Source organism: Agromyces sp. CF514 (assembly GCF_900113185.1).
Classification (GTDB): Bacteria; Actinomycetota; Actinomycetes; order Actinomycetales; family Microbacteriaceae; genus Agromyces.
The window spans coordinates 329,506-355,899 of record NZ_FOZD01000002.1 but is presented as its reverse complement, the minus strand read 5'-3'; the positions used below and the strand labels follow the sequence as shown (position 1 = coordinate 355,899).

The following is a 26,394-nucleotide window of genomic DNA, read 5'->3' as shown; positions in this document are numbered from 1 at the left end:
ACGAGGCCCGCCGCCCTCCGTCGATTCACCAGGCCAGAACGGGGATCTGGAACATGCGCGAGTCGGTGTACGGCTCGGTGCCGTCGAACTCGGCGCGCAGCAGGTGCAGGCCGCGCGACAGCTTCGGAACGCTGACGCTCACGCGACCGTTCTGGGCTGCCGTGAGTTCGACGGTGCCGACGAGCTTCGACCCGTCGTACACCCGGACCGTGCCGACCGGCTTGGAGCCGTCGGTCGCGAACACCTGCGCCTTGTAGGTGACCGAGCTGCCGGCACGCACGAGCAGCGAGCTCGGCGCACCGACCGTGATCGTCGCGACCGGAGCCTGCGGCTCGGGCGCGTCGACCGTGATCGGCACGCTCACGCTGGTCTTCGTGGAGGCCACGGCGATCTCGAGCGCGGTCGCGCCGTCGATGCCCTCGGGGATCGTGATCGTGAGCGACGCGCGGCCGCCCTCGTCGGTGGTGGCGACCGCGGTGCGGTCGACCGCCGCCGTGCCGACGGGGATGCCGCCGATCGAGACGGTGACCTCGCCCGCGGCGACCTCGGTGGTGCTGAAGTCGAGCGAGCTGAGCGCGAGGGTCAGCGTCTCGCCGGGCACGTAGGCGGTGCCGTTGGCCGGAGCCGGCAGCACCAGGCCCACCGAGCGCTGCGCCAGGTCGGGCGTCGCCGTCTTGTTCGCAGTGAACCAGTCCACCATCGCCTGCAGGTCGACCTTGCCGGTGTCGGCGCGGCCGGTTCCCTTGCCGAGGGTGAAGAAGTTGTCACCGCCGGCCGCGAGGAACGAGTTCGCCACGACCTTGTAGTTCGCTGCGGGGTCGAGCTCGACGCCGTTCAGCGAGACGTGGGTCACGTGCGATCCGGCCGCAGCGGTCGGGTCGTAGACGACCTCGAGTCCGGCGCTGACGCCGAGCTTCAGGAACGGACGCGATGCGCCGGCGGGCTGCCACTGCTCTTCGAGCACCTGCTTGACCTGGGCGCCCGTGAGCGTCTGGGTGAAGAGGGTGTTCGCGAACGGCTGCACGTTGGCGGCCTCGCGGTACGTGACGTTGCCGTCGGGGTCGGCGGCACCGCTGCTCTTGAACTTCAGGTCGGTGCGCATGCCGCCGGGGTTCATGAACGCGATGTCGGCCGTGCCGTCCTGCTTGGCGGCCCAGAGCTGCACGTCGGCGACGAAGTTGCCGATCGTCGACTCGGCACCGCGCGCCTCGACGGTGATCGGGTTGCCGTTCGCGTCCTTGCCGGGCATCTGGCCGCGGTTGAAGTCGGCCGTGATGTCGCCGACCTTGACGCCGCCGAGCTCGTTGGCCTTCACCGTGGCAGCGGCGACGATCGCCGCGACCTCGGGGTCGGCCGGGTAGAGCGCCTTGGCGGGCACCGGCGGGTTCGTCGTCGCGACCGTCATGAGCGGCTTGAGCTCATTGGTGATCGAGACGAGTTCCTTCGTCTTGCCGTCGACCTCGAGCTTCATGAGGCCGAACTGCTCGCCGTACTGGCCGGCCGAGACGACCGGGCGGCCGTCGACGACGTGGTTGTACGGCAGGTGCGTGTGCGCAGAGACGATCGCGTCGACCTCGGGGTCGACGCCGGCGACGATCTTGCCGAACACCGAGCCGTCGGTGACGGCCTCCTTCGCGGCCGTGGCCGCGCCCTCGTGCACGAGCAGGATCAGCACGTCGGCCTCGCCGTTGGCGGGGTCGCCGTCGGTGAGGTTGTCGGCCTGCGCGTTGACCGACTCGACGATCGGGCGAACGTCGAGGTCGGCGATGCCGGCCGGGCTGACGAGCGACGGCAGCTCTTCGGTGACGGCGCCGATGAAGCCCACCGTGACGCCCTCGAAGGTCTGCGTGTAGTACGGCGCGAGGGCCGTCTCGTCGGTGCCCTTGAGGAAGACGTTCGAGCTGATGTACTCGAAGTCGGCCTCGTTCTGCACGCGGTCGCGCAGGTCGGCCCAGCCCTGGTCGAACTCGTGGTTGCCCGCGGCGCTCACGTCGAGACCGGCCGCGTTCAGCGCGGCGATCGTCGGCGAGTCCTTCTGGATGAAGGACGTGAACGTCGAGGCGCCGATGAGGTCGCCCGCCGCGGCGAAGACCGTGTTCGGGTTCTCGGCGCGGACGGCGTCGGCGGCTCCCGCGAGCACCGCGGCGCCCGCGGCGGGCGCGGACTGCTCGATGCGGCCGTGGAAGTCGTTGATCGTCATCACGCTGATGTCGACCACGTCGGTGAGCTTCGAGCTGTCGAGACCGATGACCTGGGGGTCGTGGTCGCTCGAGCGGAAGACCGAGTCGTCGGGCGAGCCGTTCTCGTACTGGCGGTCGCTCCACTCGGGCGAGTTGATCGCCCAGCGGCCGATGCCCGTCACGCCCTGCACGGCCGCGGCGTTGCCGAGCGCGTGGTCGAGCGAGCCGAGCTCGCCGTCGAACGTGTAGGTGTACTGGTCGTCGGTGAGGTCGGGCAGCAGGTCGCTGTAGCCGGCCTCGGTGAGCACCTGGATCGGGTCCTCTTCGGCGTACGAGTTGAAGTCGCCGAGCAGGAACACCTCGCCGGCCTCGTCGGCGAGCGAGTCGGCGAGCGTCAGGAGCGACTGCGCCTGCGCGACGCGGTCGGCGTTGAAGAACCCCTGGCCGTCTGCGGGCTGGGTGCCCGTTCCGCTCTTCGACTTGAAGTGGTTGGCGACGACCGAGAAGTCGTTGCCGTTCGGCAGCTCGAAGACCTGGCCGATCGGCTCGCGGGCGTTGCCCCAGACGCTCTCGTCGACCACGGTCTGCGCGTCGCCCTTGGGGGTGACGGCGTCGGTGCGGTAGATGATCGCGCTCTGGATGAAGTCGGTCGTCGCTGCGGTGAGCACGGCGGGCGTCGGGACGAACGCCCAGACGTCGGAGCCCTCGGCCTCGTTCAGGGCGGCCACGAGCGTCGCGGTCGCCTCGTCGCGCTCCTCGCCCAGCTTGAACGAGTTCTCGATCTCCTGGAGGGCGACGACCTCGGCGTTCAGTGCCTTGATGGCCTTCACGATCTTCGTCTCCTGGAGGGCGAACTCCTCAGCCGTGGCGGCGCCGCGTGCGTTCGAGTTCTCGCTCGAGAGGGTCGTGAAGTAGTTCAGCACGTTGAAGACGCCGACCTGGATGTCGCCGCCCACCTCGGGCGCGGTCTCGACCCGCGGGTTCAGCGTCTCGAACGTGGGCTTCACGGATGCGGGGCTCGTGCTGTCGATCGGAGCCGTCGGCTGCAGGCGCCACGCGTCGAAGCCGTAGCTCAGCACGTAGGGCGTGGCGGGCAGGATCACGCGGTCGCCGTTGCGCACGACCTGGTCCTTCGTCAGGTAGGGCTGCTCGGCCGGGTGCCCTGCGGAGGTCACGGCTGCGTTCCAGCCGTCGTCGAGGATCAGCAGCTTGCCGCGGTTGGCCGCGGCGATGGCGTTCGCGTCGGCTCCGGCGTCGACCTGCTCGGTGCTCTTGACGGGCAGCGAGCCGCCTGCGGCCATCCACAGCGAGCCGTAGTTGTAGACCTCGTGCGTGCTCGAGAGCAGGTAGGTGCCGGTCGGTGCGACGAGCATGCTCTCGAGCGCCTCGCGAGCGTTGCCGACGAGGGTGTCGGGCAGCGGCTGGGCATCGGGCACGCCGACGCCTGCGGTCACGACCTCGGCGTTCGCGGCATCCGTCACCGTGATCTCGGTGAGCCCGAAGTACTCGCTCACGGCGCCGGTGATCTGCACGAGGTCGCCGACCGCGCCGACGGCGGGCATGCCGAAGACGAAGACGCCGTCGGAGGCGCCGGGCGTCGTGTCGGGGCCGGGGGTCTGGATGGTCACGCCGTTGTAGCCGCCCGTGCGGTAGTCGGCGGTGATGACGCCCTCGACGGTCACGGTGGAGCCGACGAGCGGGCTCGCGGCGCCGTCGCCCTGGACCTCGGCGATGGTCTTGAGCTCGGGCTCGGGCTCGGGGTCGACCGAGCCGCCGCCGGAGTTCTGCGGGGTGGGGGTCGCGTTGAACTTCAGGTCGGCCGAGTTGACGTCGGTGTCGACGCCGCCGGCGCGGTTGAGGCTGCCGGGCACGCCGTTCCCCGGCGTGACGACGCCGTCGCCGTACACGGCGAGCGCGCCCTCGAAGCTGTTGGACGCCCCGTAGCCGACGAAGTCGACCACGTTCGGGGCGTTCACGATCGAGCCGGTGCCCGGGTTCACCGCGGTCGCGACGTTCGCCAGGAAGATCGAGCCGGTCGTGCCGCTCGGGTTCAGCCCCGTCGTGGCGTCGGGCGTCGGAAGCGCTGCACCGGCCGGGCCGTTGGTGCCCATCGAGACGAGGTAGTAGCCCTTGGCCGGGATCGAGCCGCTGAGCGCTCCCACACCCGATGCTGCACCCGTGCCGGTGGCCGAGCGGTACTGGAGCGACCAGCCCGCGAGCGAGACCGCCGAGTTCGTCGGGTTGTAGAGCTCGACGAACTTGTTCGTGAACGGCTGGCCGGCACTGCCGCCTCGCGCGTAGACCTCGTTGATGACGACGCCCGAACCGTCGGTCGCGGCGAACGCCGGTGGCGCTCCCAGCAATCCGACGGTCAGTGCCGCTGCGGCTGTGACCGCTGCGGCAGACAGGCGATGGATCCTTCGACCACCCTGCATGACACTCCCCTGAGTCTCGTGTCGCACCGCTCGAACCGCGGCACGGCCGTGTGCCCCGTGAGGGGGCATTCGGGCGTCAGCCTATGAGCGCCCTGTGCCCCTGCCAAGGGGTTGCCGCGAATCGGAGACCCGATTTCATGCAGCGTTTACGATTCGCCGCGCACGCGAGCGCCGGCACCGATTTCCGGTGCTCAGATGAGCAGATTCACCGGTGAACCTTGTGCGATTCGGCAGAGTATGATGGCCGGCTGCACGTCGCGGCTCGGGCGACCGACGCCTAGGAGATCCTGGTGATCGGCGGGAACTCGTAGCCGCCCTCGAGGATCACCGGATCGGGCTCGTACATGCGCATGACCGGCCGGAACTCGCCGGCCGGGCTCGGAAGCCAGTTCGCAGCCGCCTGCTCGTCGGTCGGCCGCTCGTGGCTGATGGTGATCGTGAGGCCCCCGTCGTCGTCGAGCACGACGCCCGGCGTGCGATCGCCGATCGAGTAGCGATCGATCGGGTTCGCGACCAGGAAGAAGTCGGGCACCGAGTACATCGTGAGCGACCAGAAGGCCGAGACGGGTGGCGTCGGGAGGAGCCGGAGCGTGTACGTGTTCGCGCCGGTCAGCTTCGCTCCCCGATCATCGAGATAGGTCATGATGTACGCCGCCTCGTACGCGTGGTTTCCCCACAGCCCGGCGAGCGCCGCGGCCGCGCGCTCGACGATGCGCTGCTTCGGGTCGGAGATCTTGAACCGCGCATCGTCGAGTGCACCGACCTCGAAGTAGTCGAGGTTGTAGTCGAAGGCGTGGAACGTGAGCTTCCACCCGTTCTGCTCCGGACTGCTTCCCGACTGCAACCCCTCGCGGAGCACCCCGGCGGCGTGCTCGAGGGCCGTGGCGAGCTCGGCGACTGCCTCGGCCCCGAGCGACCGGAACGGCGACGCGCCCGCCTGCGTCACGCCGAGGGGCGCGAGCGACGCGAGCAGCGGCCGATCCCGTTCCGCGGGCGGGAACTGCTGGGACCACACGCGGAGCTTCTCGAGGAACGCGAGCTCCTCGGGCACGCCGGGGTCGAGCCGGGCCAGGCCGACCGGCGTGGCCGTGGGGTCGAGCGGCGTGAGCGTCGTCGCGTCCTGGAGCGCGTGCACTGCGGGGAGGTCGTCGTCGCCGGCCACGGCCCAGCGGCCGACGATCGAGGCGACCACGGTCGGGAACCGGATGACCGTGTGCCCCGTCGGCGCGTCGCCCTGCCACCCGGGCGGGACGAGCAGGAAGTCCCCGGCGCCAGTGCCGGTGGCCCGGTGCCCCACGTAGGCGAAGTTGTCGGTCCAGGCGTCCACGAACTGCAGGACGTAGTAACGGCCGGCGGTGTCCGGCACATGCAGGGCGACGGGGCCGACTCCGAGGTCGAGCTGCGCCATCGAGTAGACCGTGTCGTTGTTGATCGTGACGAACGTGTCCTCGGGCCCGGCGAGCACGCGCGCGTGGCTGAAGGTGTTGAACGGCGCGGCCGGATTCCCCCCGACGCCGGTCGCGACGTACCGGGCGACCTGGTCGAGGTTGAACACCAGCGGGAACCCGTACAGGTACGCCTCGATCACCTGTGCGGCGGCGGGCACCACGGCCTCGTGCGAATCGGTCATGTCGTTCCATCCCCCAGAGCGTCGTCGAGCCTCGTCCGACGCTACCCGTGCCGACGGCGGGATCGGTCGACCGTCGCATCGTCGGCGTGCCGTGGGCCGGCAGTCCGCACCGCGGTCTGGCGAGCCCCTCGTCGCTACGATTGGGCCTCATGCTCACCGCCGTCTTCTCGCTCACGGGCGCGCTCGTGTTCGGCGCAGCCGACTTCCTGGGCGGGCTCGCCGCGAAGCGCATCAGCGCGCTCCTCGCGACCGCCGTCGCCGCCCTGTCGGGGGTCGTGCTGCTGCTGCTCGCGCTGCCGCTGCTCGGCGGCGAGTGGACCGCGCACGACGTGCTCTGGGGTGCGATCTCCGGCGTGGTCGGCTGCATCGGCATCGCCCTGCTCTACGCCTGCCTCGCGATCGGCCCGATGAGCATCCTGTCGCCCACGACGGCCGTGGTCTCGGCGATCGTGCCGGTGCTCTACGGGCTCGTGGTCGGCGGCGAGCGGTTCGGCCCGATCGGGTACTGGGGTCTCGGTCTCGCGCTCGTCGCCGTCGTGCTCGTGGGCTTCGTGCCCGAACGCGGCGCGGTGCGGCCGTCGCTCCGCGGCATCCTCATGGCGGTCGGCTCGGGCGCCGCGATCGGCGGCTTCTACATCGCGATCGACCAGACGAGCGACGAGAGCGGCATCGTGCCCCTGATCCTGAATCGGGGGGTCAACGCGGCGCTCATGTTCGCGGCGGTCGCGATCGTGGCCGTCGTCGCGGCGGCTCGGGCACGGCGTGTCCGCGCGGTGGTCGATGCGGGTGCCGTCACCAGGCCGTCCGCCGGCCTCACCGCCGACGCTTCGGGCGGGCGGATGCCGCGTGCGGCCCGCCCGGCCCTCGCCGCCGGCATCCGACTCGCCGTGGCCTGCGGCGTGGTCGACGCCACGGCGAACGCGCTGCTGCTCTTCGGCATCCGCGCCGGAGACCTCTCGATCGCCGCCGTGCTCGGCGCGATGTACCCGGCGGGCACGATCCTGCTCGCCGCGCTCGTGCTGCGCGAGCGCATCGCCCCGGTGCAGTGGGCGGGGCTCGTGCTCGCCCTCGCGGCGGCGGCGATGCTCGCCCTGGCCTGAGGGCCGCTGCGCGAGAATCGTCGGATGGACGCCGACCGCTTGATGCCGATCCACGACGCCGCGATGCTCGCGCAGGGCGAGCGCGTGCTCGGCGAGGAGTTCACGGCCATGAACCGACGGGTGCTGGAGGTGACCGGGTTGACCTCGCGCCTGAACGTGCTGCCGTTCGACGACGAGGCGGGCAGGGCGCGACTGCTCGAGCAGATCCTCGGTCGCCCGCTTGCGCCGCGGGTCACGATCCTCCCGCCGTTCTTCACCGACCACGGCCTGCGGCTCGAGCTCGCCGAGCGCGTCTTCATCAACCAGAACTGCACGTTCCTCGACTACGCCGGCATCCGCCTGGGCGAGGGCGTCATGGTCGGGCCGAAGGCCGCGTTCATCACGGTCGGACATCCGGTCGACCCCGACGAGCGCCGCCACTTCCTCAGCGGCGCGCCCATCGACGTCGCCGAGAACGTGTGGATCGGCGCAGGCGCGACGATCCTGCCCGGCGTCAGCATCGGCCGCGACTCGGTGATCGCGGCGGGCACGGTCGTGGCCGACGACGTTCCGGCGGCGAGCCTCGTCGCCGGGCCGAAGGGCACGGTGCGCCGCCGCTGGTAGGTCTCCGTCCGACGGTCGACGACGGCAGGGCTAGAGCCGCACGACCTCGGTCACGCGCACGACGGCCGTGCCCTCCTCGGCCGACGCCTCGAGGTCGACCTCGGCCCGGATGCGCCAGTCGTGGTCGCCGGCCGGGTCGTCGAGGATCTGCTCGACGCGCCAGAGGCCGGCCGCGGCATCCGACTCGTCGATGACGACGAGCTGGGGCGAGCGCGCGGCGGCGCCCGTGCCGAGCTCGTCGTGGTCGTCGTAGTAGCGGTCGAGCACCTCGGGCCAGTCGACGTCGGGGTCGAGCGCGGCGAGCTCGTCGTCGCGCTGGAGGGCGGCCAGCTGCACGCGGCGGAACAGCTCGTTGCGCACGAGCACGGTGAACGCGCGACGGTTCGTCACGACCGACGGCGGCGCGGGCGGCACGACGGCCGCCTCGTCTTCGGGCAGGTGGGCGTTCGGGTCGACGAGTTCGTTCCACTCGTCGACGAGGCTCGAGTCGACCTGGCGCACGAGCTCGCCGAGCCACTCGATGAGGTCGAGCAGCTCCTCGGTCTTCGCGTCGTTCGGCACGGTCTGGCGCACGGCGCGGAACGCGTCGGAGAGATAGCGCAGCACGAGGCCCTCGCTGCGGGCGAGCTGGTAGAACGACACGTACTCGCCGAAGGACATGCTGCGCTCGAACATGTCTCGCACCACGGACTTCGGCGAGAGCTCGAAGTCGCGCACCCACGGCTGGCTCGACGCGAAGGTCTCGAACGCCTGCGCGAGCAGCTCGTCGAGCGGCTTCGGCCAGGTGACCTCCTCGAGCAGTTCCATGCGCTGGTCGTACTCGATGCCCTCCTGCTTCATGGCGGCCACGGCCTCGCCGCGCGCCTTGAACTGCTGCTGCGAGAGGATCGGGCGCGGGTCGTCGAGGGTCGACTCGATGATGCTCACGACGTCGAGCGCGTAGTGGCCCGTGCCGATGCCGGTTCCGGGCTCGGCTTCGGGGTCGAGCAGGTCGATCGCGGCGAGCGCGAACGGCGAGAGCGGCTGGTTCAGCGCGAAGTTAGGCTGCAGGTCGACCGTGAGGGCCACGCGCACGCCGAGCGGCCCGGCCGCGGCATCCGGTGTCAGCTCGACCACGCCCGCATCGGCGAGGGTGCGCAGGATCTCGAGCGCCCGACGTGCGAGCTCGAACCGGCGCGTGCGGGTCTCGTGGTTGTCGAAGACGAGCGAGCGGATGTCGCCGACGACGTCGCCGCCGCGGCCGATGACGTTGATGAGCATCGCCGCGGTGAGCTTCAGCTGCGGCACGAGCGGCTCGGGCTCGGCGACGACGAGCCGGTCGTAGGAGGCCTCGCCCCACGTGATCTGCCCGGCCGGCGCCTTCTTGCGCACGATGCGCTTGAGCTTCTTCGCGTCGTCGCCGGCCTTGCGCACGGCGACCTCGTTCTCGATCTCGTGCTCGGGGGCGAGCACGACGACCGTGCCCGCGGTGTCGTAGCCCGCGCGCCCGGCGCGACCGGCGATCTGATGGAACTCGCGCGCGCTGAGCTGGCGCATCTTCTGGCCGTCGAACTTCGTGAGCGCCGTGATGAGCACCGATCGGATGGGCACGTTGATGCCGACGCCGAGCGTGTCGGTGCCGCAGATCACGCGCAGCAGGCCGCGCTGGGCGAGCGTCTCGACGAGGCGTCGGTAGCGCGGCAGCATGCCCGCGTGGTGCACCCCGATGCCCGCCCGCACGAGGCGCGAGAGCGTCTTGCCGAACGCGGTCGTGAAGCGGAACCCGCCGATGGCCTCGGCGATCTCGCCGCGCTGCTCGCGCGTGACGACGCGGATCGACGACAGCGCCTGAGCACGCTCCATGGCGGCGGCCTGCGAGAAGTGCACGATGTAGACGGGCGCCTGGCGGGTGTCGAGCAGCTCTTCGACGGTCTCCTGCACGGGCGTCTTCGCGTAGGAGTAGTGCAGCGGAACCGGGCGCTCGACGCCCGTCACGCGTGCGGTCGGCCGGCCCGTGCGCCGGGTCAGGTCCTCGGCGATGGCCGTGACGTCGCCGAGCGTGGCCGACATGAGCACGAACTGGGCCTTCGGCAGCAGCAGCAGCGGCACCTGCCACGCCCAGCCGCGGTCGGGGTCGCCGTAGTAGTGGAACTCGTCCATCACGACCTGGTCGACGTCGGCGTCGGCGCCGTGCCGCAGCGCGAGGTTCGCGAGGATCTCGGCCGTGCAGCAGATGATCGGGGCGTCGGGGTTCACCGAGCTGTCGCCCGTGACCATGCCGACGTTCGCCGCCCCGAAGATGTCGGCGAGCTGGAAGAACTTCTCGCTCACGAGCGCCTTGATCGGTGCCGTGTAGTAGGTGCGGCCTCCGGCGGCGACGGATGCCGCGTGGGCGGCGACCGCGACGAGCGACTTGCCCGTGCCGGTCGGCGTCGACAGGATCAGGTTCGCGCCCGAGACGATCTCGATGACCGCCTCGTCCTGCGCGGGGTAGAGCGCGAGACCCCGGCTCTCGGCCCAATCCACGAAGGCGACGTACATCTCGTCGGCGTCGTAGGGACGGGGCGCTCGCTCGAGAAGGGACTGGGTCATCCCTCGAGTCTGCCGCATGATCGGCCCGGAAAATGGGGGAGCCGGCCTGCTCCGCGTTTCGGGCGGGGAGCCGGCCGGCTCACGATCGCACCGGCGGTGACAGTTCCCCCTGCGGTCCGCGTCGTGCGATCGAGTTCACTCTACGAGCGACGACGGATGCCGCACCTCAGGGACAACCCTGAGATCCGGCTGGGCGGGCGCTGGGTCCGTCGCGCTCACGCGTGTGCGGAGGCCGCAGCGAGCTGGGCGTCGCGCGCCAGCACCTCGATCGTGCGCACGAGCGCGGCTCGCCGGGCGGCCGTGCGGGCTGCCGTGCTGCGGTCATCGGGGCCGCGGTCGCCGCCGGCGATGAGCACGTCGAGGTGCGAGAGCACCGGCCACGCATTCACCAACGACACGAGGGTCAGCAGGAGCTCGCCCGCGGCCGCGTGGTCGAGGCCGGGCAGCATCTGCCGAAATCGGTCGACCTTGGTGCGGTGGTACTCGGCGCGGGTGGTGTCGACGGCCGCGAGTTCGGCACGTTCGAGTCCCTCCCAGAACACGAGACGGGGGATGACGCCGTCGGCGAGGTGGTGGTCGAAGAGCCGGCCGGCGTAGTCGCCCGCAGCTTCGGGCCCCTCGCCGTCCATGGCGACGGCGTCCATCGAGTCGCGCAGTTGCGCATTGAGCACGGCGGCGAACAGGTCGTCCTTCTTGCCGAAGTACTGGTAGATGCGTTCCTTGTTCACCCCGGCGGCCGTGGCGATGCGATCGATGCGCCCGCCCGCGAGTCCGTGCTCGCTGAACTCGGCCGTCGCCGCGTCGAGCAGCAGCCGCTTCGTCCGTTCGGTGTCCCACGCCATGGCGCGAGTCTAGCAATTCCAACTGCGTGGTTGCAGAAAGCCCGTGGGAGTGCTTCAATAGCAACCGTTCAGTTGGAACCAACCGAACAGTTGGCAAAGGAGACCTCATGACCACCACGCAAAACCCCACGCCCGTCGCGACCGCCACGACGGCCCCGAGCGCGTCGACCGTCCGGCCGCCGTCGATCCACGTGCGCGCGCTGCTCACCTGGATCGCGATCTTCCCGCTCGTGACGCTCGGCCTCACGGCGATCGCCCCGTTCGCCGAGACCTGGCCCCCGGCGCTCCGGGCATTCGCGCTCACGATCGTCGTCGTGCCGCTCGCCGTGTACCTCGTGGTCCCGCAGCTGCTCAAGGTGCACGGCGGCCTCGCCCGCCGATTTGCTTCGCGCCGAGCCTGACGCCCGCCCGCGGCATCCGTCACGCGCATAGAGGTCAGTGCAGGCCCGGAATTCCGGGGATCTCCCTTGTCGAGGGCTCGCCCGCAGCGCTACCGTCGGATCGACCTGCACCGATCGCGTCCGCGAGCCCAGGAGGCTGCCATGCGTCTCTCCCCCGCCACCGAAGCCCGCGACGCCACCGCCGCCCAGCAGTCCGAGGGCTCCTACGACGTCGCACTGGTGCTCGTGCACGGCATGGGCGAGGCGACCCGCAGCCAGATCCTGCTCGAATGGGCGGAGCCGATCCTCGCGCGCATGGACTGGATGACCCGCGACCAGGTCTACGGTGCCGACGACGCGTCGGGCGTGCGCCTCGACTCGTCGGACCTCGCAGGCGACGCTCCGCTCATCAGCGCGACCGTGACGTTCCCGAAGCGTCGCGCCCCGGACGCGCAGCCCGGTGCACCGGTCGAGTCGATCACGAAACGCGTCGCGATCATCGAGGCCCGCTGGTCCGAGGCCTTCGTGCCGCTGGGCACGGCCCAGATCTTCCGGTGGGCGGCGCCGTTCATGTGGCGCGCGATCACCCGCATGCTGCGCCTGTTCTGGGCGACGATGGTGCTGCTGCCCTGGTACACGCTGATCGAGCACCCCCGGATGCCCCGCAAGCGCCTCGCCCTGCGCTCGAAGGCGCTCACCTTCGTGTTCGACCTCGTTCGGCTCGTCGTCGGATTCGCCGTGTACCTGCCGGTCGCCGTGTTCGTCACGCTGCTGGCCGTCGTGCTCACGCCGATCCTGCCCTTGATCAGTCCGCTGCTGCTGATCCCGGCGTTCAAGAAGGCCGCAGGCGACGTCATCCAGGGACTCGCCGGGTCGATCGGCGACGTCACGGCCTGGAAGGAGACGCCCGTGCGGGCGAGCGCGATGCGGCTCGTCGTGCGCGATGCCGTCGGCCGGGCCAAGCAACTCGTCGGCGACGGCGACGTGCACGTCTTCGCGCATTCGCAGGGCGCGGCGGTCTCGACGTTCACGCTCTTCGAGGAGATGGACCCGAACGCCTACAACGTGCGACAGCTCACGACCGTCGGCGCGGCGGTCAGCCTGCTCGGGCGCGAGCAGTGGCGCGGGCGCAGCGACGTGTACACGCCGGTGCAGAACTGGCTCGATCGTCGCGAAGGCCAGGCGCAGCCGGTCGCATGGGCCAACCACTGGGCGATCTGGGACCCCTTCTCGGCCGGGCCGATCGCCGACACCTCAGGCCGGGCCAGGGAGCGGTGGCGCGCGTCGTACTTCCCGCGCATGGCGAGCGATGCCCTCGGGCCCGAGGAGCACGCCGTGCACAACGTGAGCCAGCCGTTCCTCGACCACTCGTACTACTACAAGAACACGCTGCAGGTCGTCGAGCCGACGATCCGGAACCTGCTCGGCCCCGACCTGCCCGGGCCGGGCCCGGAGGTCGCCTACATCGAGAACCGCCTCAACGTCATCAACAAGAAGTCCCTCGGCACGAACATGATCGCCGCCGTCGTGATCGCGGTGCTGCTCCCGGGCATCGTCGCCGTCTCGGCGTTCTTCACGAGCGCGATCATCGCGATCGCGAGCCCGATCGCGTGGATCGGCGACCGGTTCAACGGATCGGATGCGGCGCCCGACGTCGCGGGCGGCATGGGCTTCCTCCACGACGGCGGCCACCTCACGGGCTGGGGCTGGGTCATCTCGTCGGCCCTCGTCGCCGCCCTCCTGATCTGGCTCAACCAGGTGATCACGGGCTACGTCGAACGCACGCTGCTCTGGGACCGATGCCCGCTGTCGGTCGGATGGTGGCTCGGGCTGACGAGCCTGCCGAGGCTGATCTACGTCGTCGGCGCCGCGTTCGTCGTCTGGTTCGCCCTGTACCAGTGGATGCCGGTCGCTCCGGAGTGGCAGCTGCTGCTCATCGTGGGATTCGTCATCGTCGCGGCGTTCGCGTTCCTCGAGGCGCGGTTCGCACCGGCGCCGGTCGTGGTTCCCGCACGCACGAGCGTCGCCGAGGTCAAGGCCATCATCGAGGCCGCCTCGGAGCCGCTGTCGCTGAGCTTCGCCCGCCGCAGCACGGCCTACACCGACCTGCTCGCGCAGCGCCGGACGTTCCTGGATCCGGTCGGGCCGTGGGCGGTGTCGTGGGCGTACCTGTTCCACGGCTGGCGGCCGAAGCCGAAGTCCGCGGTCGCACCCGCCCCGAGCCGGGCCTGACGCACGATCGCGCGGGCCGCTCGGCCCGCGCGCTCCCTCGGCCGGCTACGCCGAGACGACCCCGATGCCCGCGAGCCCGGCGACCGCACGGTCGACGATGTCCTCGACGGTCGCGTCGACGTCGACCACGAGTCCGAGCTCGTCGCCGCCGAGCGGCTCGAGCGTCGCGAGCTGCGAGGCGAGCAGGCTCGGGGGCATGAAGTGCCCGCTGCGGCCTGCTGCCCGAGCGGTGAGCACGGCGTCGTCGGCATGCAGGTGCACGAACGCGATCGCGGGCGCCTGCGCGCGCAGTCGGTCGCGGTAGACCCGGCGCAGCGCCGAGCACGCCATTACCAGCCCGGATGCCGCGGAGGCCTGCATCTCGCCGCCGACGATGTCGAGCCAGGGCCACCGGTCGTCGTCGTCGAGCGGGCTGCCCGCGCGCATCTTCTCGACGTTCGCCGCGGGGTGCAGGTCGTCGGCGTCGCGGAACGGCACGCCGAGTCGTTCGGCGATGCCGGAGCCGATCGTGGACTTGCCGACGGCGGACACGCCCATGACGACGATGAGGGGCGCGGTGTGGGTCATCCCACCATCTTGCCTGCGAAGCATCCGAATTACTGGCAGGATTCTTTACCATGTCGAACGAAGTGCGGGCCGCCCGCTGGTCGCTGCTGGTGCAGTTCGCGCTGTTCGGGCTCGTCATGTCGTCCTGGCTCAGTCGCATGCCCTCGATCCGCGAAGCGCTCGACGTGAATGCGGCCCAGCTCGGCGGGCTCCTCGTGGTCGGCGGCCTCGGGTCGCTCACCGGCGCACTCACGATCGGCGTGGTCGTGGCGAGGTTCGGCAGCCGTCGAGCGCTGCTCGCCGGCACGATCGGCAACGTCGTCGGCTTCGGCTCGATCGCCTTCGCGACCGCGACGGGCGACGTGCGGTTCTTCATCGCGGGGGCGTTCGTCAACGGCTTCTGCGGTTCGCTCGTCAACGTGCCCATCAACACGAACGCCGCCGAGGTCGAACGCCGCATCGGCAAGGCGATCCTGCCGCACTTCCACGCGTGCTTCTCGATCGGCGCGGCGCTCGGCGCCCTCGTCGGGGCCGGCTTCGCGGCCCTGCACGTGTCGATCACCGTGCAGATCCTCGTGGTGCTGACGGCCGTGACGGTCGCACGCCTCGCCCTGTACCGGCCCGCCACCGCGCTCACGCTGCACGTGCCGATCACGACCGAGACCGGCTCGATCTCGCACGACGCGACGGCCGCGCACCGCCGCGGGGCGATGAGGCAGGCGCTCGGCGCCTGGCGCGAGCCGCGCACCCTGCTGCTCGGCGTCGTGCTGCTCGCGGCCTCGCTCGCCGAGGGCACCGCGACGACGTGGCTCTCGCTCGCGGTCGTCGACGGCTTCGCGACCGCCGAGGCTGCGGGTGCGCTCGCCTACGGCACGTTCGTGGCCGCGATGACCGTGTTCCGCTTTCTCGGCACGCCGCTCATCGACCGCTTCGGCCGGGTCGCGGTCCTGCGCGTCTCGGGGCTCGCGACGTTCTCGGGCGTGCTGCTCTTCGTCTTCTCGCCGAGCCTCGCGACGGCGTGGATCGGCGTGCTGCTCTGGGGCTGCGGCGCGGCGCTCGGCAACCCGATCGCGATCTCCGCGGCATCCGACGACCCGGTGCACGCCGGCCCTCGCGTGGCCGTCGTCACGTCGTTCTCGACGGTCTCGTCGCTCGCCGCTCCCCCGCTGCTCGGGCTGCTCGCGAGCGAGGTCGGCGCGCGCCACGCGATCCTGGTGGTCGCGGCCGTCGCCGTCGTGAGCTTCTCGGTCGCCTCGCAGGCGCGTCGACGACCGGTGCCGGTGAGCGACGAGGCGCCGGCCGCGACGCCGGCCTCCGTCGACCGAGCCTCAGCGGACTGAGCCTCAGCCGAGCAGCAGCGCCACCGCGAGCAGCACCGGGACCGACCCGATCGTCGTGATGAACACGGTGTCGCGCGCGACGATCTCGGCCGTGTCGTACCGCTGCGCGAAGACGAACACGTTCTGCGCCGTCGGCAGGGCCGCGAGCACCGTGACCGCGTAGAGGTCGATGCCGTCGAGCCCGAAGACGAAGCGGCCGAGCGCCCACGCGGCGAGCGGCATGGCCACGAGCTTCAGCGCCGAGGCGAGCAGCACGTCGCGGCGACCCGTGCCCGGCTCGAGCAGGCGCTGCCCGTGCAGTGACAGCCCGTACGCGATGAGCATGAGTGGCACGGCCGCATGCCCGATGAGCTCGATCGGGTCGAGCACGACGGGCGGCAGCTCGATGCCCGAGATCGCGACGAGCAGGCCGAGCAGGGATCCGATGATGATCGGGTTGCCGAACGTCGTCCGGACGATCATCCCGACCGAGGTGCGGCCCTCGACGCTCGCCCCGAGCACCGAGAGGGCGATCGGCACGAACACGAGCAGCTGCAGCAGCACGATGGGCGCCGAGTACGCGGCGTTCCCCAGCATGTAGACCGCGATCGGGATGCCGAAGTTGTTGCCGTTGACGTAGCCGGAGGCGAGCGAGCCGATGACCGTGCGCGCCGCGCCCCGCCGCCAGACGAAGAGCGACACGATCGCGAACACGGCCATGATCGCGACCGCGACGATGGCCGACACCGGCAGCAGCACCGAGAACAACGACTTCACGTCGGCCGTCGCGAGCACCGAGAACAGCAGGAACGGCGCGAGCACGTTGAAGTTCAGCTGCGCGAGCACCGGGCGCGCGCTCGGGCCGAGCACGCCGAGGCGCCCGGCGAGCCATCCGACGAAGACCGCGAGGGCGATGACCGCGAAGCCGGTGAAGATGCCGATCACGCGGGACGGCTCACCAGCGCGCGTGCACCTGAGCGCGGATGCGGCGGTCGTAGAGCTCGCGCACCGAGTCGCCGAACGACGCGGGGAGCTCGAGCGAGCCGGCGGCCGCGTTCGCGCGCGCCTGGTCGACGTTGCGCGCACCGGGGATCACCGAGCTGACGCCCGGCTGCGCGGCGATCCACGCGAGCGCGACCTGGGCCGCGGTGGCATCGGGAGCGGCCGCCTTCGCGAGCTCGGTGAACTCGGCCGCGGCGGCGACGCCGGTCTCGTAGTCCACTCCCGAGAACGTCTCGCCCACGTCGAACGACTCCCCGTGCCGGTTGAAGGTGCGGTGGTCGTTCGCGGCGAACACGGTGTCCTTCGTGTAACGCCCCGAGAGCAGTCCGCTCGCGAGCGGCACGCGCGCGATGATGCCGACGCCGGCCTCGACGGCGGCGGGCAGCACGGCGTCGAGCGGCTTCAGTCGGAACGCGTTGAGGATGATCTGCACGGTCGCCACGTCGGGGCGGGCGATCGCGGTGAGCGCCTCGTCGACCCGCTCGACGCTCACGCCGTAGGCGGCGATCGAGCCGTCGGCCACGAGCGCGTCGAGCGCGTCGAACACCGCGTCGTCGCCGTAGACCGACGTGGGCGGGCAGTGCAGCTGCACCAGGTCGAGCGTGTCGACCCCCAGGTTCGCGCGCGAGCGGTCGACCCACGCGCGGAAGTGCTCCGGCGAGTAGTTCGCGTGCTCCTGCGGCAGGCGGCGGCCCATCTTCGTCGCGACGGTGACGCCGGAGTCTGGGTTGGCGCGCAGCCACGTGCCGATGAGGGTCTCGCTGCGGCCGTCGCCGTACACGTCGGCCGTGTCGAAGAACGTGACGCCCGCGCCGTGCGCGGCATCGAGCACCGCGAGCGCGTCGGCCTCGTCGACGTCGCCCCAGTCGGCGCCGAGCTGCCAGGTGCCGAGGCCGATCACCGAGACCGGGCGGCCGGTGCGTCCGAGGGTTCGACGCTGCATGAGATCCTCCAGGGTTGCGGTGACGCGGGTGCGCACGGTGCGATGACGGATGCCGCGGCCCGCCGTCGAGCGACTGTGACCGGGCCGCGTTCCGAGCCTACGCCGCCCCGCGGCATCCGCTCGGCCGTCGAAGCAGACGCCTCTGCGGTGACGGCACGGGAACGGCCCGTTCGCCCCCGTTCGCCCCTCAGGACGCCTTGGCCGGATGGAAGCGCGTGGCCGACCACGTGTCGGCGATCGCACTGACCTTGGTGTCGCGCCACCCGCTCTCGCGGAGGGCGCTGCGCACGGCCGTGTCGCCGGGCGCCGTGGTGAGCCGGCCCTTGCCGTGCACGACCCAGACGGGCGCGGCGACGCCGCACTCGCGGAACCACACGGGCAGCGACGCGAGCTCGTGCTGGTCGCGCACGACCACGACCACGAGCTCGGCCTCGAAGGGCGGAACGCGCGTCGCCTCGGCCAGGGCGTCTTCGAGCTCGGCGACAGGTAACTCGCCGTGCACCGCGATGGTGCGCCCCGCGGCGACGCCGAGCTTCTCGGCGAGCGTGGGCGGCGGTGTCGTCAGCGCTGCGGCCCACGCCGACGCCGCGGCGCCCAGCCGGAAGCGATACGTGTCGCCCTGCGCGACGAACGAGACGACCCCGTCGGTCGCCTGCACCTGCGTTAGGGCCGCGCGCGGAAGGCGCGCCCGGCGCTCGCCGGAGACCTGGAGCCCACCCGATTCGAGGTGGAGCGTGACGGCGGCGAGCCCGTCGTCGCCGATCCAGGTCGCTCGCGCTTGTCGTCCCATGCAGTCATCCCCCCGGTTCATGATCGTCGCCCTGACGGCTCGGCGCAATGCCCCCGAACGGATGTGACCCCGATCGGGCGAATGCGTCTCGAGCGGTCAGCCGCGCAGGTCCGCGCGGGTCGGGATCAGGGTCGCGCCGCCGCTCACCGTGATGCCGCCCGTGACGGGGATGTCCACGGTGAGTTCTCCGGGACGGCCCACGTGCCGCCCCTGCTCGATGACCACCCGCACAGGTGCCTCGACCACGCCGATCGCCCGCAGGTAGCCTCCGACCGCGGCGGCGGCGGACCCCGTCGCCGGATCCTCCGTGATGCGGCCGACCGGGAAGAGGTTGCGCGCCTCGAAGCGGCGGGGCTCCGCGGCATCCGACTCGATCGGGTGCAGCACCGTGATCGTCGCCGGCCACCCCTGCTCGTCCATGAAGGCGCGCACGGCCCCCGCGTCGAAGGTGAATCCGTCGAACGTCTCGGCATCGTCGACCACGAGCACCGGATGCCAGTTGCCGGCGAACGCGAGCCGCGGCGGCAGCGCGGCGGAGAGCGCAGCCGCTCCGAGGCCGAGCAGCCCGAGCACGCGCTCGAGCACGAGCGGGTCGAACTCGGCGAGGTCGGTGCCGACGCTCGTGAAGGCTGCGATGATGCCGCCGCCCGCATCGCCGGCGCCGCCGGCATCGCCCGGCGTCGTGACGATCTCGATCGGCCCGACCGGCGTCCGGAACCGCAGGGGTCCTGGCGCCGAGCGCTCGGCGATCGCCACGGCCGTCGCGACCGTCGCGTGCCCGCAGAACGGCACCTCGGCGATCGGCGAGAAGTACCTGAGCAGGTAGTCGTCGCCGTCGCGCCCCGTGACGAAGGCGGTCTCGGCGAAGTCGACCTCGGCGGCGATCCGCTGCATCTGCTCGTCGTCGAGGCCCGACGCGTCGAGCACGACGCCCGCCGGGTTGCCGCCGGTCGGGCGGTCGGTGAACGCGGCGTAGCGCAGGATCTCGGGCGACTCGGTCATCCCTCGATCGTCGCACGCGACCGGGGCGACGGTGAGCAGGCGAGCGCGGCAGGCGGGCGCGGGCAGGCGGGCGCGCAGGGACGAGCGGATGCCGCGGGCGGCCCCTCTGCGAAGGGCTCGCGCCGCGGCATCCGCTCGCTCGCGTCGGCGGTCGCCCGCGGGGCGGGTCAGACCTCCTGCTCGGCGCCGAACCGCTGCCGCGCCTCGACCGGGATGAGCGGCCGCTCGGCCCTGGCCTTGATCTGCTGCACGGCCCAGGTGTTGCCGTCGGGGTCGGCGAACCCGAAGAACGTGCCGCCGTCCTGCTCGCTGAACACCATGATCTCGCCGACGTCGACGCCGCGTTCGAGCAGCTCGGCGCGGGCCGCCTCGGCATCGGCGACCACGAGTTGCAGTCCGTGCAGCGAGCCCGGCGCCATCTCGTTCTGCGACGGCAGGCTGCCGATGACGATCGAGCAGCCGGAGCCGCGCGGGGTGAGCTGTGCGACGTGCATGTGCTCGTTGGTGGTGTCGTGGTCGAGGTCGAACCCGACCTGGTCGCGGTAGAAGGCGATCGAGCGGTCGAGGTCGGCGACCGGCACGATGACGACTTCGAGGGTCCAGTCCATGATGTGCTCCTTGCGATGTGCAGTCTGCGGATTCGGTGGCGGATGCCGGTGGCAGGTGCCGCGGCGGCTCAGTCGACGAGCAGGGCCTCGAGCCGCTCGAAGCCCTCGCGCACGCCGAGCTCCATGTTCGAGGCGATCATGCCGTCGCGGGCCTCGAGGGTGGGGTAGGTCGAGTGGATGCGCAGGAGCGTGCGACCGTCGCCGAGGTCTTCGAACGCGATCGACTCGACGGCGACGACGTCGGGGAACCCCTCGTACTCGAAGGTCTGGATCGCGAACTCGTTCTCGCGCACGGTGTGGAAGGTGCCGTTGAAGGCGTAGGCCTCGCCGGCGGGGTCGACGTGCAGGTAGCGGTAGCCGCCCTTCGGCACGAACTCCCAGCGCTCGATCTGCATGTCGTAGCCGTTCGGTCCGAGCCACTGCTTGACGAGCTCGGGGTCGCGGTGCGCGTTGAACACCGCGCTCACGGGAGCGTCGAACTCGCGCTCGATGTCGATGAACGGCAGGCCCTCGGGGGCCGTGATGGTGACGGAGTTGGTGGTCGTGGTCATGATCTCTCTGCCTTGCGTGCGGGGCCGCTCTCGTGGTCGGCCTCGAGTGGTGCGGCGTCCGTGCCGCGGTCGGTGGCGAGCAGCGCATCGAGTGAACGGAACTGCTGCTCGTGGATCAGCCGGAACCGGTCGATCCACGCGGTGAGTGCTTCGAGCTGCGCAGGCGCGAGGTGCACGGGTCGGCGTTGCGCGTCGCGCGTTCGCGTGACGAGGCCCGCCTGTTCGAGGACCTGGATGTGCTTGGACACGGCCTGCTTGGTGATCTGGAACGGCTCGGCGAGCTCGTTGACCGTCGCCGGGCCACGGCTGAGCCTCGCGATGATGCCGCGGCGCACCGGGTCGGCCAGGGCCATGAAGGCCCGGTCGAGCCGGTCATCGGCATTCGGATCGAGGAGCATCGTAACCAACCAATTCATTGATCAACCATTTGATTGATTACAAGGTACGCCGCGAACGTCAAGGGGTCAAGGGTTCTTCGAGAATTCCTCGCATCGTCATGGCTTCCGGAGCAGAATCGAGGGTGGACCACGACCGACGACGACCCGGAGGACGCCATGCCGATCACGCTCAACCCGTACCTGAACTTCCGCGGCACCGCCCGCGAGGCGCTCGAGTTCTACCACGCGATCTTCGGGGGCACGCTGAACATCAGCACGTTCGCCGACTACCAGGCCTCGGAGGATCCCGCCGAAGCCGACCTCGTCATGCACGGGCAGATCGACGGCCCCGGACTCACGATCATGGCCGCCGACGTGCCGGCGCACATGGACTACCAGGGCATCTCGGGCGTCTCGGTGTCGATCTCGGGCGATGACGACGCGACGATCCGCGGCTACTGGGACGGCCTCGCCGAGGGCGGCACCGTGGTCCAGCCGCTCGAGGTCGCGCCCTGGGGCGACGCGTTCGGCATGCTCGTCGACCGCTTCGGCGCAAGCTGGCTCGTCAACATCTCCGGCACCGCGGCGTAGCCGGCCGCCTCGCGGGCGACGTCAGCTCGCGGGCGGCGTCAGCCTGCAGCGACCGGCAGCGCGACCGCGTGGAGCGCCTCGACGACGGGCGCGAGTTCGGGTTGCCCCTGGGCCTCGGCGAGCACGCGTTCGAGCGTCTCATCGTGGATCGGCCGCGCCCGGTCGTAGAGCGCACGGCCGGCGTGCGTGAGCTCGGTGTAGATGCCGCGACGGTCGTCGGCGCAGAGCACGCGCGTGAGGAGCGCCCGGTCTTCGAGGCGATTCACGAGCCGGGTGGTCGCACTGGGGCTGAGCGCGGTCGCGCGGGCGAGCTGCTGCATGCGCATGTGCCAGCCGTCCTGGCGGCTCAGGGCGTCGAGCACGGTGTACTCGACGACTGAGAGGTCGACGGATGCCGAGAGCGCGCGCTCGAGCTCGCTCTCGATCAGTCCGTGCAGCGCAGCCAGGGTGCGCCAGCCGTGCGCGCGCACCTCGACGGCGTCGTCGGCGATGCCCATGTCGTCTCCTGATCTCGCGGTCTCCGGCGCCTCGTTCGGCCTGACTTCGGGCCCGATTCGACGGGGCCCGATCGGTCACGACGACGCGCGCCGGAAAAGTAGTTGCTTGCGCTAGGTAATTGCGTGTGCAACTATTGACCCTGCGTTCGCAATAGTCGGCGCTTGCAACTACTTCCCCCAGTGTACAGGAGAACCTCGCATGCCACTCGGACTGCTCGCCCTCGCGATCGGGGCGTTCGGCATCGGCCTGACCGAATTCGTCATCATGGGCCTGCTGCCCGACCTCGCCGCCGACTACGCCGTCACCGAGGCCGCGGCCGGCTGGTTCATCTCGGGCTACGCCCTGGCCGTCGCGGTCGGCGCCATCGGCCTGACCGCAGCCGTCACCCGGCTCCCCCGCAAGCCCGTGCTCATGGGCCTGCTCGGGCTCTTCATCGCCGGCAACGCCATCTCGGCGCTGGCACCGACCTACGAGGCCATGCTCGCCGGGCGCATCGTCGCCGCACTCTGCCACGGGGCCTTCTTCGGCATCGGCGCGGTGCTCGCCGCCGACCTCGTCGCTCCCGCCAAGCGCGCGGGCGCCATCGCGATCATGTTCACCGGTCTCACCGCCGCGAACGTGCTCGGCGTGCCGTTCGGCACCTTCCTCGGGCAGCAGTACGGCTGGCGCTCGACGTTCTGGGTCATCTCGGCGATCGGCGTCGTCGCGCTCATCGGCATCGCGGTGCTCGTGCCGGTCACTCGCACTGCGGATGGCGACGGCGAAGCCCCGAGCCTCCGCCGCGAGCTGGGGGCGTTCCGCTCCGGCCAGGTCTGGCTCTCGCTCACCGTGACGGTGCTCGGCTTCGGCGGCATGTTCGGCGCCTTCACTTACATCGCCTACACGCTCACCGAGGTCAGCGGGTTCGCCGCCTCCGACGTGCCCTGGCTGCTCGTGCTCTTCGGCGCCGGGCTCGTCGTCGGCAACTGGATCGGCGGCCGCCTCGCCGACCGCTCGATCGACGGCACCCTGCTCGGCTTCATCGCGACGCTCGTCGTCGTGCTCGCCCTGCTCGCGTGGCTCGCCGCGTTCCCGATCGCCGTCGTCGTGCTGCTCGTGCTCATGGGCGGATTCGGCTTCGGCACCGTGCCCGCCCTGCAGAGCCGCGTCATGCGGTACGCCGAGGGCGCGCCCACCCTCGCCTCGGGCGCGAACATCGCCGCGTTCAACCTCGGCAACGCCCTCGGCGCATTCGCCGGCGGCCTCGCCATCTCGGCCGGCCTCGGCTACACGTCGCCCATCTGGGTCGGCGCGATCATCACCGCGGCCGCGCTCGTCGTCATGGTCGTCGCATGGGCCTCGGCCCGGTCCGGCGCACCGGTCTCCGAGCGAGCGGATGCCGCGGCGCGGGCCACGACCGCGACCGGCTCCGTCGCGACATCCGCCGCCTGAACCCGAACCGCCACCACCGACCGGATCCCGAAAGGACCCAGATGACCATCGCTCCCACCGACACCGTGCCCACCATCACCCTGAACAACGGCGTGCGGATGCCGCAGCTCGGCTTCGGCGTCTTCCAGGTGCCCGACGACGAGACCGCCGCGGCCGTCGCCACCGCGCTCGAGGTCGGCTACCGCAGCATCGACACGGCCGCCGTCTACGGCAACGAGGCCGGCGTCGGCCGCGCCCTCGCCGAGTCGGGCATCGCCCGGGACGAGCTGTTCGTCACGACGAAGGTGTGGAACTCCGACCAGGGCTACGACGAGACGCTCCGCGCGTTCGACGCGAGCGCCGCGAAGCTCGGGCTCGAGCAGCTCGACCTCTACCTGATCCACTGGCCGACGCCCGACCGCGGCCGCTACCTCGACACGTGGCGGGCCCTCGAGCGGCTGCTCGCCGATGGCCGCACGAGGGCGATCGGCGTCTCGAACTTCGAGCCCGAGCACCTCGAACGCCTCATCGACTCGGGCAGCGTCGTTCCGGCGGTGAACCAGGTCGAGCTGCACCCCGCGATGTCCAACCGCGCCGTCATCGCCGCCGACGAGCGCCACGGCCTCGCGACCGAGGCGTGGAGCCCGCTCGCGCAGGGCGCCGTGCTCGGCCAGGCATCCGTCGTCGAGATCGCCGGTCGGCACGACCGCACCCCCGCACAGGTCGTGCTGCGCTGGCACCTCCAGCAGGGGCGCATCGTGATCCCGAAGTCGGTCACCCCAGCCCGCATCGCCGAGAACTTCGACGTCTTCGGCTTCGAACTGAGCGCCGACGAACTGCTCGCGATCGACGCCCTCGACTCCGGCGGACGCATCGGGCCGCATCCCGCCGAGTTCCACGCGGCCTGACCGGCACCGCGACCGACCCGCTGCACCCGCACCGACTGAACACCCACACCGACTGAACACCCGCACCGAACGGAAACACGCATGAGCGACATCCTGATGATCGTCACCGCCGCCACGAGCCTCACCATGAAGGACGGCAGCGAGCACCCCACCGGGTTCTGGGCCGAGGAACTCGTCACCGCCCATCGCGACCTCGTCGCCGCCGGCCACACCGTGACCGTCGCCACGCCCGGCGGCGTCGCGCCCACCGTCGACCCCGGCAGCCTCGACCCGTCGCAGACCGGCGGCGAGGAGCGAGCCCGCGAGTTCGCCGACTACCTCGAGGCGATCTCGCACGAGCTCGCGGCGCCGCGTGCCGTCGCCGACCTCGATGCGGCCGACTACGCCGCGATCGTGCTGCCCGGCGGTCACGGCCCGATGAGCGACCTCGCGTTCGACCCCGACACCGGGCGCGTGCTCGTGGCCGCGAACGAGGCCGGCGCGATCATCGCGCCGTTCTGCCACGGACCCGCCGCGCTGCTCTCGGCGAACCTCGCCGACGGCTCGTTCGCGTTCGCCGGCCGCCGCCTCACGGTCTTCACCGACGAGGAGGAGCGCACCGGCGGCACGGGCGAGAACACGCCGTGGTGGGTCGAGAGCCGCCTGCGCGAACGCGGCGCGGTCGTCGACTCGGGCGCCCCCTGGAGCGACCACGTCGTCGTCGACGGCAACCTCATCACCGGCCAGAACCCGCAGTCCAGCGCCTCGGTCGCCCGCCGCGTGCTCGACGCGCTCGCGGCGCGCGGCTGACGTCGGTCCATCCGCGCGGCATCGCGGGGGCACCGGACTCAGGCGAACGGCCGCACCTCAGGACGCGATCCACGCGATCGTCCTGACCCGCGGCCGTTCGCCCGACCCGGCGTCGCTCGTCCACGTACACGTGCACGCCGACGTCGTTGTCGGTCTACCGGCACCGGTCGCTGAGGAGCGCGAACACACTGCACCGGAGACGACGGATGCCGCGGCGCCGCGCTCGTCATGAGCGCCGCGCCGCGGCATCCGTTCGTCTGGTCGACCGCGACCGGCCGGCTCCTCAGTCGAAGAGGTCGGAGAGCCAGTTGTCCTTCTTCTTCTTGCGGGAGCCCTGATCGCCGTAGCCGCGGGTGTCGTAGACGCGCGAGTCGTACGACTGCTGGCCGTACTGGTAGCCCGGTTGCGTGGGTGCGGCGGCGGGCGGTGCGACCGCCGCGGCCGGGGGCGGTGTCGGCGCAACCGCGGGCGGCGCAACGGCGGCGGGCCGCCCGAACTCGGTCGACGACCGCTCGATGATCTTGTCGAGTTCTCCGCGGTCGAGCCACACGCCGCGGCAGGTCGGGCAGTAGTCGATCTCGATGCCGCTGCGCTCGCTCATCACGAGCACGGCTCCGTCGTTGGGGCAGTGCATGGGGGCTCCTCGTTCGGGGTTGCAAGGGGTCTCGGGGCGAGCCTAGGCAGCCAAGCTCCGAAGACGCCTTGACCCGGCATCGCCGCGGCAGGCTGCCCGTGCGCGCAATCGGCCGCGTGCGGCGATCTCAGGCCCGGAACAGGACGAGCGGATGCCTCGGCGCACGCCCCTCGAGGAGGCGGGCGACCGTGACATCCGCTCGTCGACCGGCGCGGGGCGCCGATCAGGGTGTCGGAGAACTACGCGATGACGCGGATGTTCTCTGCCTGCGGGCCCTTGGGGCCGCGGGCGGTGTCGAATTCGACCTTCTGGTTCTCGTCGAGCGAGCGGTAGCCGTCGGATGCGATCGCGCTGAAGTGCGCGAAGACATCGGCGGTGCCGTCGTCGGGAGCGATGAAGCCGAAGCCCTTGTCGGCGTTGAACCACTTGACGGTTCCGGTAGCCATGTTGTAT

The 26,394-nt window shown here is 71.2% G+C and carries 24 protein-coding genes; 9 read left to right on the top strand and 15 right to left on the bottom strand.

Translation table 11 applies throughout. The features are described from left to right. Positions 1 to 25: 25 nt before the first annotated feature. Both BM342_RS14465 and BM342_RS14460 read right to left on the bottom strand, forming a co-directional pair. A complete protein-coding gene (locus BM342_RS14465) occupies positions 26 to 4,615 on the bottom strand; it encodes an ExeM/NucH family extracellular endonuclease (protein WP_255368824.1) in 4,590 nt (1,529 codons plus the stop codon). A gap of 277 nt (positions 4,616 to 4,892) precedes the next feature. Then, the gene (locus tag BM342_RS14460) at positions 4,893 to 6,245 is read right to left on the bottom strand and encodes a DUF1254 domain-containing protein (RefSeq protein ID WP_092967402.1); all 1,353 of its coding nucleotides are present in this window, start codon (positions 6,243 to 6,245) and stop codon (positions 4,893 to 4,895) included. Positions 6,246 to 6,394: 149 nt separating this feature from the next. On the opposite strand from BM342_RS14460, the gene BM342_RS14455 reads away from it, so the two are divergent. Both BM342_RS14455 and BM342_RS14450 read left to right on the top strand, forming a co-directional pair. Beyond that, positions 6,395 to 7,345 (top strand): EamA family transporter, encoded by a 951-nt coding sequence (locus BM342_RS14455; protein ID WP_092967400.1) that lies wholly within the window; start codon positions 6,395 to 6,397, stop codon positions 7,343 to 7,345. A 24-nt stretch (positions 7,346 to 7,369) separates the two neighbouring features. Beyond that, positions 7,370 to 7,948, top strand: coding sequence for a sugar O-acetyltransferase (locus tag BM342_RS14450; protein WP_092967398.1), 579 nt, complete (start codon positions 7,370 to 7,372; stop codon positions 7,946 to 7,948). 30 nt (positions 7,949 to 7,978) lie between these two features. On the opposite strand, the gene BM342_RS14445 is transcribed toward BM342_RS14450, so the two are convergent. Next, on the bottom strand, positions 7,979 to 10,519 hold the full coding sequence (locus BM342_RS14445) for a DEAD/DEAH box helicase (RefSeq protein WP_092967396.1): 2,541 nt from the start codon (positions 10,517 to 10,519) through the stop codon (positions 7,979 to 7,981). Between the two features lie 215 nt (positions 10,520 to 10,734). Beyond that, positions 10,735 to 11,361 carry a TetR/AcrR family transcriptional regulator gene (locus BM342_RS14440; RefSeq protein ID WP_092967394.1) on the bottom strand — a complete coding sequence of 209 codons (627 nt, stop codon included), beginning with the start codon at positions 11,359 to 11,361 and terminating at the stop codon, positions 10,735 to 10,737. Between the two features lie 107 nt (positions 11,362 to 11,468). On the opposite strand from BM342_RS14440, the gene BM342_RS14435 reads away from it, so the two are divergent. Both BM342_RS14435 and BM342_RS14430 read left to right on the top strand, forming a co-directional pair. Further along, complete coding sequence (locus BM342_RS14435) at positions 11,469 to 11,762, top strand: putative antibiotic biosynthesis monooxygenase (protein WP_177232209.1); 294 nt, start codon at positions 11,469 to 11,471, stop codon at positions 11,760 to 11,762. A 141-nt stretch (positions 11,763 to 11,903) separates the two neighbouring features. After that, positions 11,904 to 13,973 (top strand): hypothetical protein, encoded by a 2,070-nt coding sequence (locus BM342_RS14430; protein WP_092967392.1) that lies wholly within the window; start codon positions 11,904 to 11,906, stop codon positions 13,971 to 13,973. Between the two features lie 45 nt (positions 13,974 to 14,018). On the opposite strand, the gene BM342_RS14425 is transcribed toward BM342_RS14430, so the two are convergent. Continuing rightward, positions 14,019 to 14,540: a gluconokinase gene (locus BM342_RS14425; RefSeq protein WP_092967390.1), complete on the bottom strand. Its 522-nt coding sequence runs from the start codon at positions 14,538 to 14,540 to the stop codon at positions 14,019 to 14,021. A gap of 50 nt (positions 14,541 to 14,590) precedes the next feature. Between BM342_RS14425 and BM342_RS14420 the strand changes: the two genes are divergently transcribed. Further along, entirely contained in the window at positions 14,591 to 15,859 is a 1,269-nt protein-coding gene (locus BM342_RS14420) for an MFS transporter (protein ID WP_092967388.1), read from the top strand. A 3-nt stretch (positions 15,860 to 15,862) separates the two neighbouring features. Here the strand turns inward: BM342_RS14420 and BM342_RS14415 are convergent, their stop codons facing one another. The 7 genes from BM342_RS14415 to BM342_RS14385 form a co-directional block, all read right to left on the bottom strand. Further along, positions 15,863 to 16,783, bottom strand: a complete 921-nt coding sequence (locus BM342_RS14415) for an AEC family transporter (protein ID WP_092967386.1) — start codon at positions 16,781 to 16,783, stop codon at positions 15,863 to 15,865. Positions 16,784 to 16,793: 10 nt separating this feature from the next. Then, positions 16,794 to 17,783: an aldo/keto reductase gene (locus tag BM342_RS14410; RefSeq protein ID WP_092967384.1), complete on the bottom strand. Its 990-nt coding sequence runs from the start codon at positions 17,781 to 17,783 to the stop codon at positions 16,794 to 16,796. 187 nt (positions 17,784 to 17,970) lie between these two features. Next, the gene (locus tag BM342_RS14405; RefSeq protein ID WP_092967382.1) at positions 17,971 to 18,573 is read right to left on the bottom strand and encodes a hypothetical protein; all 603 of its coding nucleotides are present in this window, start codon (positions 18,571 to 18,573) and stop codon (positions 17,971 to 17,973) included. A gap of 96 nt (positions 18,574 to 18,669) precedes the next feature. Further along, complete coding sequence (locus tag BM342_RS14400) at positions 18,670 to 19,575, bottom strand: PhzF family phenazine biosynthesis protein (RefSeq protein WP_092967380.1); 906 nt, start codon at positions 19,573 to 19,575, stop codon at positions 18,670 to 18,672. 167 nt (positions 19,576 to 19,742) lie between these two features. Then, a complete protein-coding gene (locus BM342_RS14395) occupies positions 19,743 to 20,183 on the bottom strand; it encodes a VOC family protein (protein ID WP_092967378.1) in 441 nt (146 codons plus the stop codon). A 68-nt stretch (positions 20,184 to 20,251) separates the two neighbouring features. Beyond that, the gene (locus tag BM342_RS14390) at positions 20,252 to 20,734 is read right to left on the bottom strand and encodes an SRPBCC family protein (RefSeq protein ID WP_092967376.1); all 483 of its coding nucleotides are present in this window, start codon (positions 20,732 to 20,734) and stop codon (positions 20,252 to 20,254) included. Next, positions 20,731 to 21,150, bottom strand: coding sequence for an ArsR/SmtB family transcription factor (locus tag BM342_RS14385; protein ID WP_369823167.1), 420 nt, complete (start codon positions 21,148 to 21,150; stop codon positions 20,731 to 20,733). The genes BM342_RS14390 and BM342_RS14385 overlap by 4 nt, the downstream gene beginning before the upstream one ends. Positions 21,151 to 21,288: 138 nt before the next feature. On the opposite strand from BM342_RS14385, the gene BM342_RS14380 reads away from it, so the two are divergent. After that, on the top strand, positions 21,289 to 21,702 hold the full coding sequence (locus tag BM342_RS14380) for a VOC family protein (protein WP_092967372.1): 414 nt from the start codon (positions 21,289 to 21,291) through the stop codon (positions 21,700 to 21,702). Between the two features lie 38 nt (positions 21,703 to 21,740). Here the strand turns inward: BM342_RS14380 and BM342_RS14375 are convergent, their stop codons facing one another. Continuing rightward, positions 21,741 to 22,199 (bottom strand): MarR family winged helix-turn-helix transcriptional regulator, encoded by a 459-nt coding sequence (locus BM342_RS14375; protein ID WP_092967370.1) that lies wholly within the window; start codon positions 22,197 to 22,199, stop codon positions 21,741 to 21,743. 199 nt (positions 22,200 to 22,398) lie between these two features. On the opposite strand from BM342_RS14375, the gene BM342_RS14370 reads away from it, so the two are divergent. From BM342_RS14370 to BM342_RS14360, 3 genes are all read left to right on the top strand, one after another. Further along, positions 22,399 to 23,631 carry an MFS transporter gene (locus BM342_RS14370; protein ID WP_092967368.1) on the top strand — a complete coding sequence of 411 codons (1,233 nt, stop codon included), beginning with the start codon at positions 22,399 to 22,401 and terminating at the stop codon, positions 23,629 to 23,631. Positions 23,632 to 23,672: 41 nt separating this feature from the next. Then, the gene (locus BM342_RS14365; RefSeq protein ID WP_092967366.1) at positions 23,673 to 24,518 is read left to right on the top strand and encodes an aldo/keto reductase; all 846 of its coding nucleotides are present in this window, start codon (positions 23,673 to 23,675) and stop codon (positions 24,516 to 24,518) included. An 81-nt stretch (positions 24,519 to 24,599) separates the two neighbouring features. After that, complete coding sequence (locus BM342_RS14360) at positions 24,600 to 25,307, top strand: type 1 glutamine amidotransferase domain-containing protein (RefSeq protein ID WP_092967364.1); 708 nt, start codon at positions 24,600 to 24,602, stop codon at positions 25,305 to 25,307. Positions 25,308 to 25,590: 283 nt separating this feature from the next. Here BM342_RS14360 and BM342_RS14355 read toward each other — a convergent pair whose 3' ends face one another. Together BM342_RS14355 and BM342_RS14350 are read right to left on the bottom strand one after the other, a co-directional pair. Beyond that, the gene (locus BM342_RS14355) at positions 25,591 to 25,941 is read right to left on the bottom strand and encodes a TFIIB-type zinc ribbon-containing protein (RefSeq protein WP_092967362.1); all 351 of its coding nucleotides are present in this window, start codon (positions 25,939 to 25,941) and stop codon (positions 25,591 to 25,593) included. A gap of 239 nt (positions 25,942 to 26,180) precedes the next feature. Continuing rightward, on the bottom strand, positions 26,181 to 26,387 hold the full coding sequence (locus BM342_RS14350) for a cold-shock protein (protein WP_055862244.1): 207 nt from the start codon (positions 26,385 to 26,387) through the stop codon (positions 26,181 to 26,183). Between the last annotated feature and the right edge of the window lie 7 nt (positions 26,388 to 26,394).

Excerpts from the sequence above, each read along its gene's own strand:
- BM342_RS14465 (WP_255368824.1), bottom strand. The coding sequence starts at position 4,615 with ATGCAGGGTGGTCGAAGGATCCATCGCCTGTCTGCCGCAGCGGTCACA.
- BM342_RS14460 (WP_092967402.1), bottom strand. The coding sequence starts at position 6,245 with ATGACCGATTCGCACGAGGCCGTGGTGCCCGCCGCCGCACAGGTGATC.
- BM342_RS14455 (WP_092967400.1), top strand. The coding sequence starts at position 6,395 with ATGCTCACCGCCGTCTTCTCGCTCACGGGCGCGCTCGTGTTCGGCGCA.
- BM342_RS14450 (WP_092967398.1), top strand. The coding sequence starts at position 7,370 with ATGGACGCCGACCGCTTGATGCCGATCCACGACGCCGCGATGCTCGCG.
- BM342_RS14445 (WP_092967396.1), bottom strand. The coding sequence starts at position 10,519 with ATGACCCAGTCCCTTCTCGAGCGAGCGCCCCGTCCCTACGACGCCGAC.
- BM342_RS14440 (WP_092967394.1), bottom strand. The coding sequence starts at position 11,361 with ATGGCGTGGGACACCGAACGGACGAAGCGGCTGCTGCTCGACGCGGCG.
- BM342_RS14435 (WP_177232209.1), top strand. The coding sequence starts at position 11,469 with ATGACCACCACGCAAAACCCCACGCCCGTCGCGACCGCCACGACGGCC.
- BM342_RS14430 (WP_092967392.1), top strand. The coding sequence starts at position 11,904 with ATGCGTCTCTCCCCCGCCACCGAAGCCCGCGACGCCACCGCCGCCCAG.
- BM342_RS14425 (WP_092967390.1), bottom strand. The coding sequence starts at position 14,540 with ATGACCCACACCGCGCCCCTCATCGTCGTCATGGGCGTGTCCGCCGTC.
- BM342_RS14420 (WP_092967388.1), top strand. The coding sequence starts at position 14,591 with ATGTCGAACGAAGTGCGGGCCGCCCGCTGGTCGCTGCTGGTGCAGTTC.
- BM342_RS14410 (WP_092967384.1), bottom strand. The coding sequence starts at position 17,783 with ATGCAGCGTCGAACCCTCGGACGCACCGGCCGCCCGGTCTCGGTGATC.
- BM342_RS14405 (WP_092967382.1), bottom strand. The coding sequence starts at position 18,573 with ATGGGACGACAAGCGCGAGCGACCTGGATCGGCGACGACGGGCTCGCC.
- BM342_RS14400 (WP_092967380.1), bottom strand. The coding sequence starts at position 19,575 with ATGACCGAGTCGCCCGAGATCCTGCGCTACGCCGCGTTCACCGACCGC.
- BM342_RS14395 (WP_092967378.1), bottom strand. The coding sequence starts at position 20,183 with ATGGACTGGACCCTCGAAGTCGTCATCGTGCCGGTCGCCGACCTCGAC.
- BM342_RS14390 (WP_092967376.1), bottom strand. The coding sequence starts at position 20,734 with ATGACCACGACCACCAACTCCGTCACCATCACGGCCCCCGAGGGCCTG.
- BM342_RS14385 (WP_369823167.1), bottom strand. The coding sequence starts at position 21,150 with ATGAATTGGTTGGTTACGATGCTCCTCGATCCGAATGCCGATGACCGG.
- BM342_RS14380 (WP_092967372.1), top strand. The coding sequence starts at position 21,289 with ATGCCGATCACGCTCAACCCGTACCTGAACTTCCGCGGCACCGCCCGC.
- BM342_RS14375 (WP_092967370.1), bottom strand. The coding sequence starts at position 22,199 with ATGGGCATCGCCGACGACGCCGTCGAGGTGCGCGCGCACGGCTGGCGC.
- BM342_RS14370 (WP_092967368.1), top strand. The coding sequence starts at position 22,399 with ATGCCACTCGGACTGCTCGCCCTCGCGATCGGGGCGTTCGGCATCGGC.
- BM342_RS14365 (WP_092967366.1), top strand. The coding sequence starts at position 23,673 with ATGACCATCGCTCCCACCGACACCGTGCCCACCATCACCCTGAACAAC.
- BM342_RS14360 (WP_092967364.1), top strand. The coding sequence starts at position 24,600 with ATGAGCGACATCCTGATGATCGTCACCGCCGCCACGAGCCTCACCATG.
- BM342_RS14355 (WP_092967362.1), bottom strand. The coding sequence starts at position 25,941 with ATGCACTGCCCCAACGACGGAGCCGTGCTCGTGATGAGCGAGCGCAGC.
- BM342_RS14350 (WP_055862244.1), bottom strand. The coding sequence starts at position 26,387 with ATGGCTACCGGAACCGTCAAGTGGTTCAACGCCGACAAGGGCTTCGGC.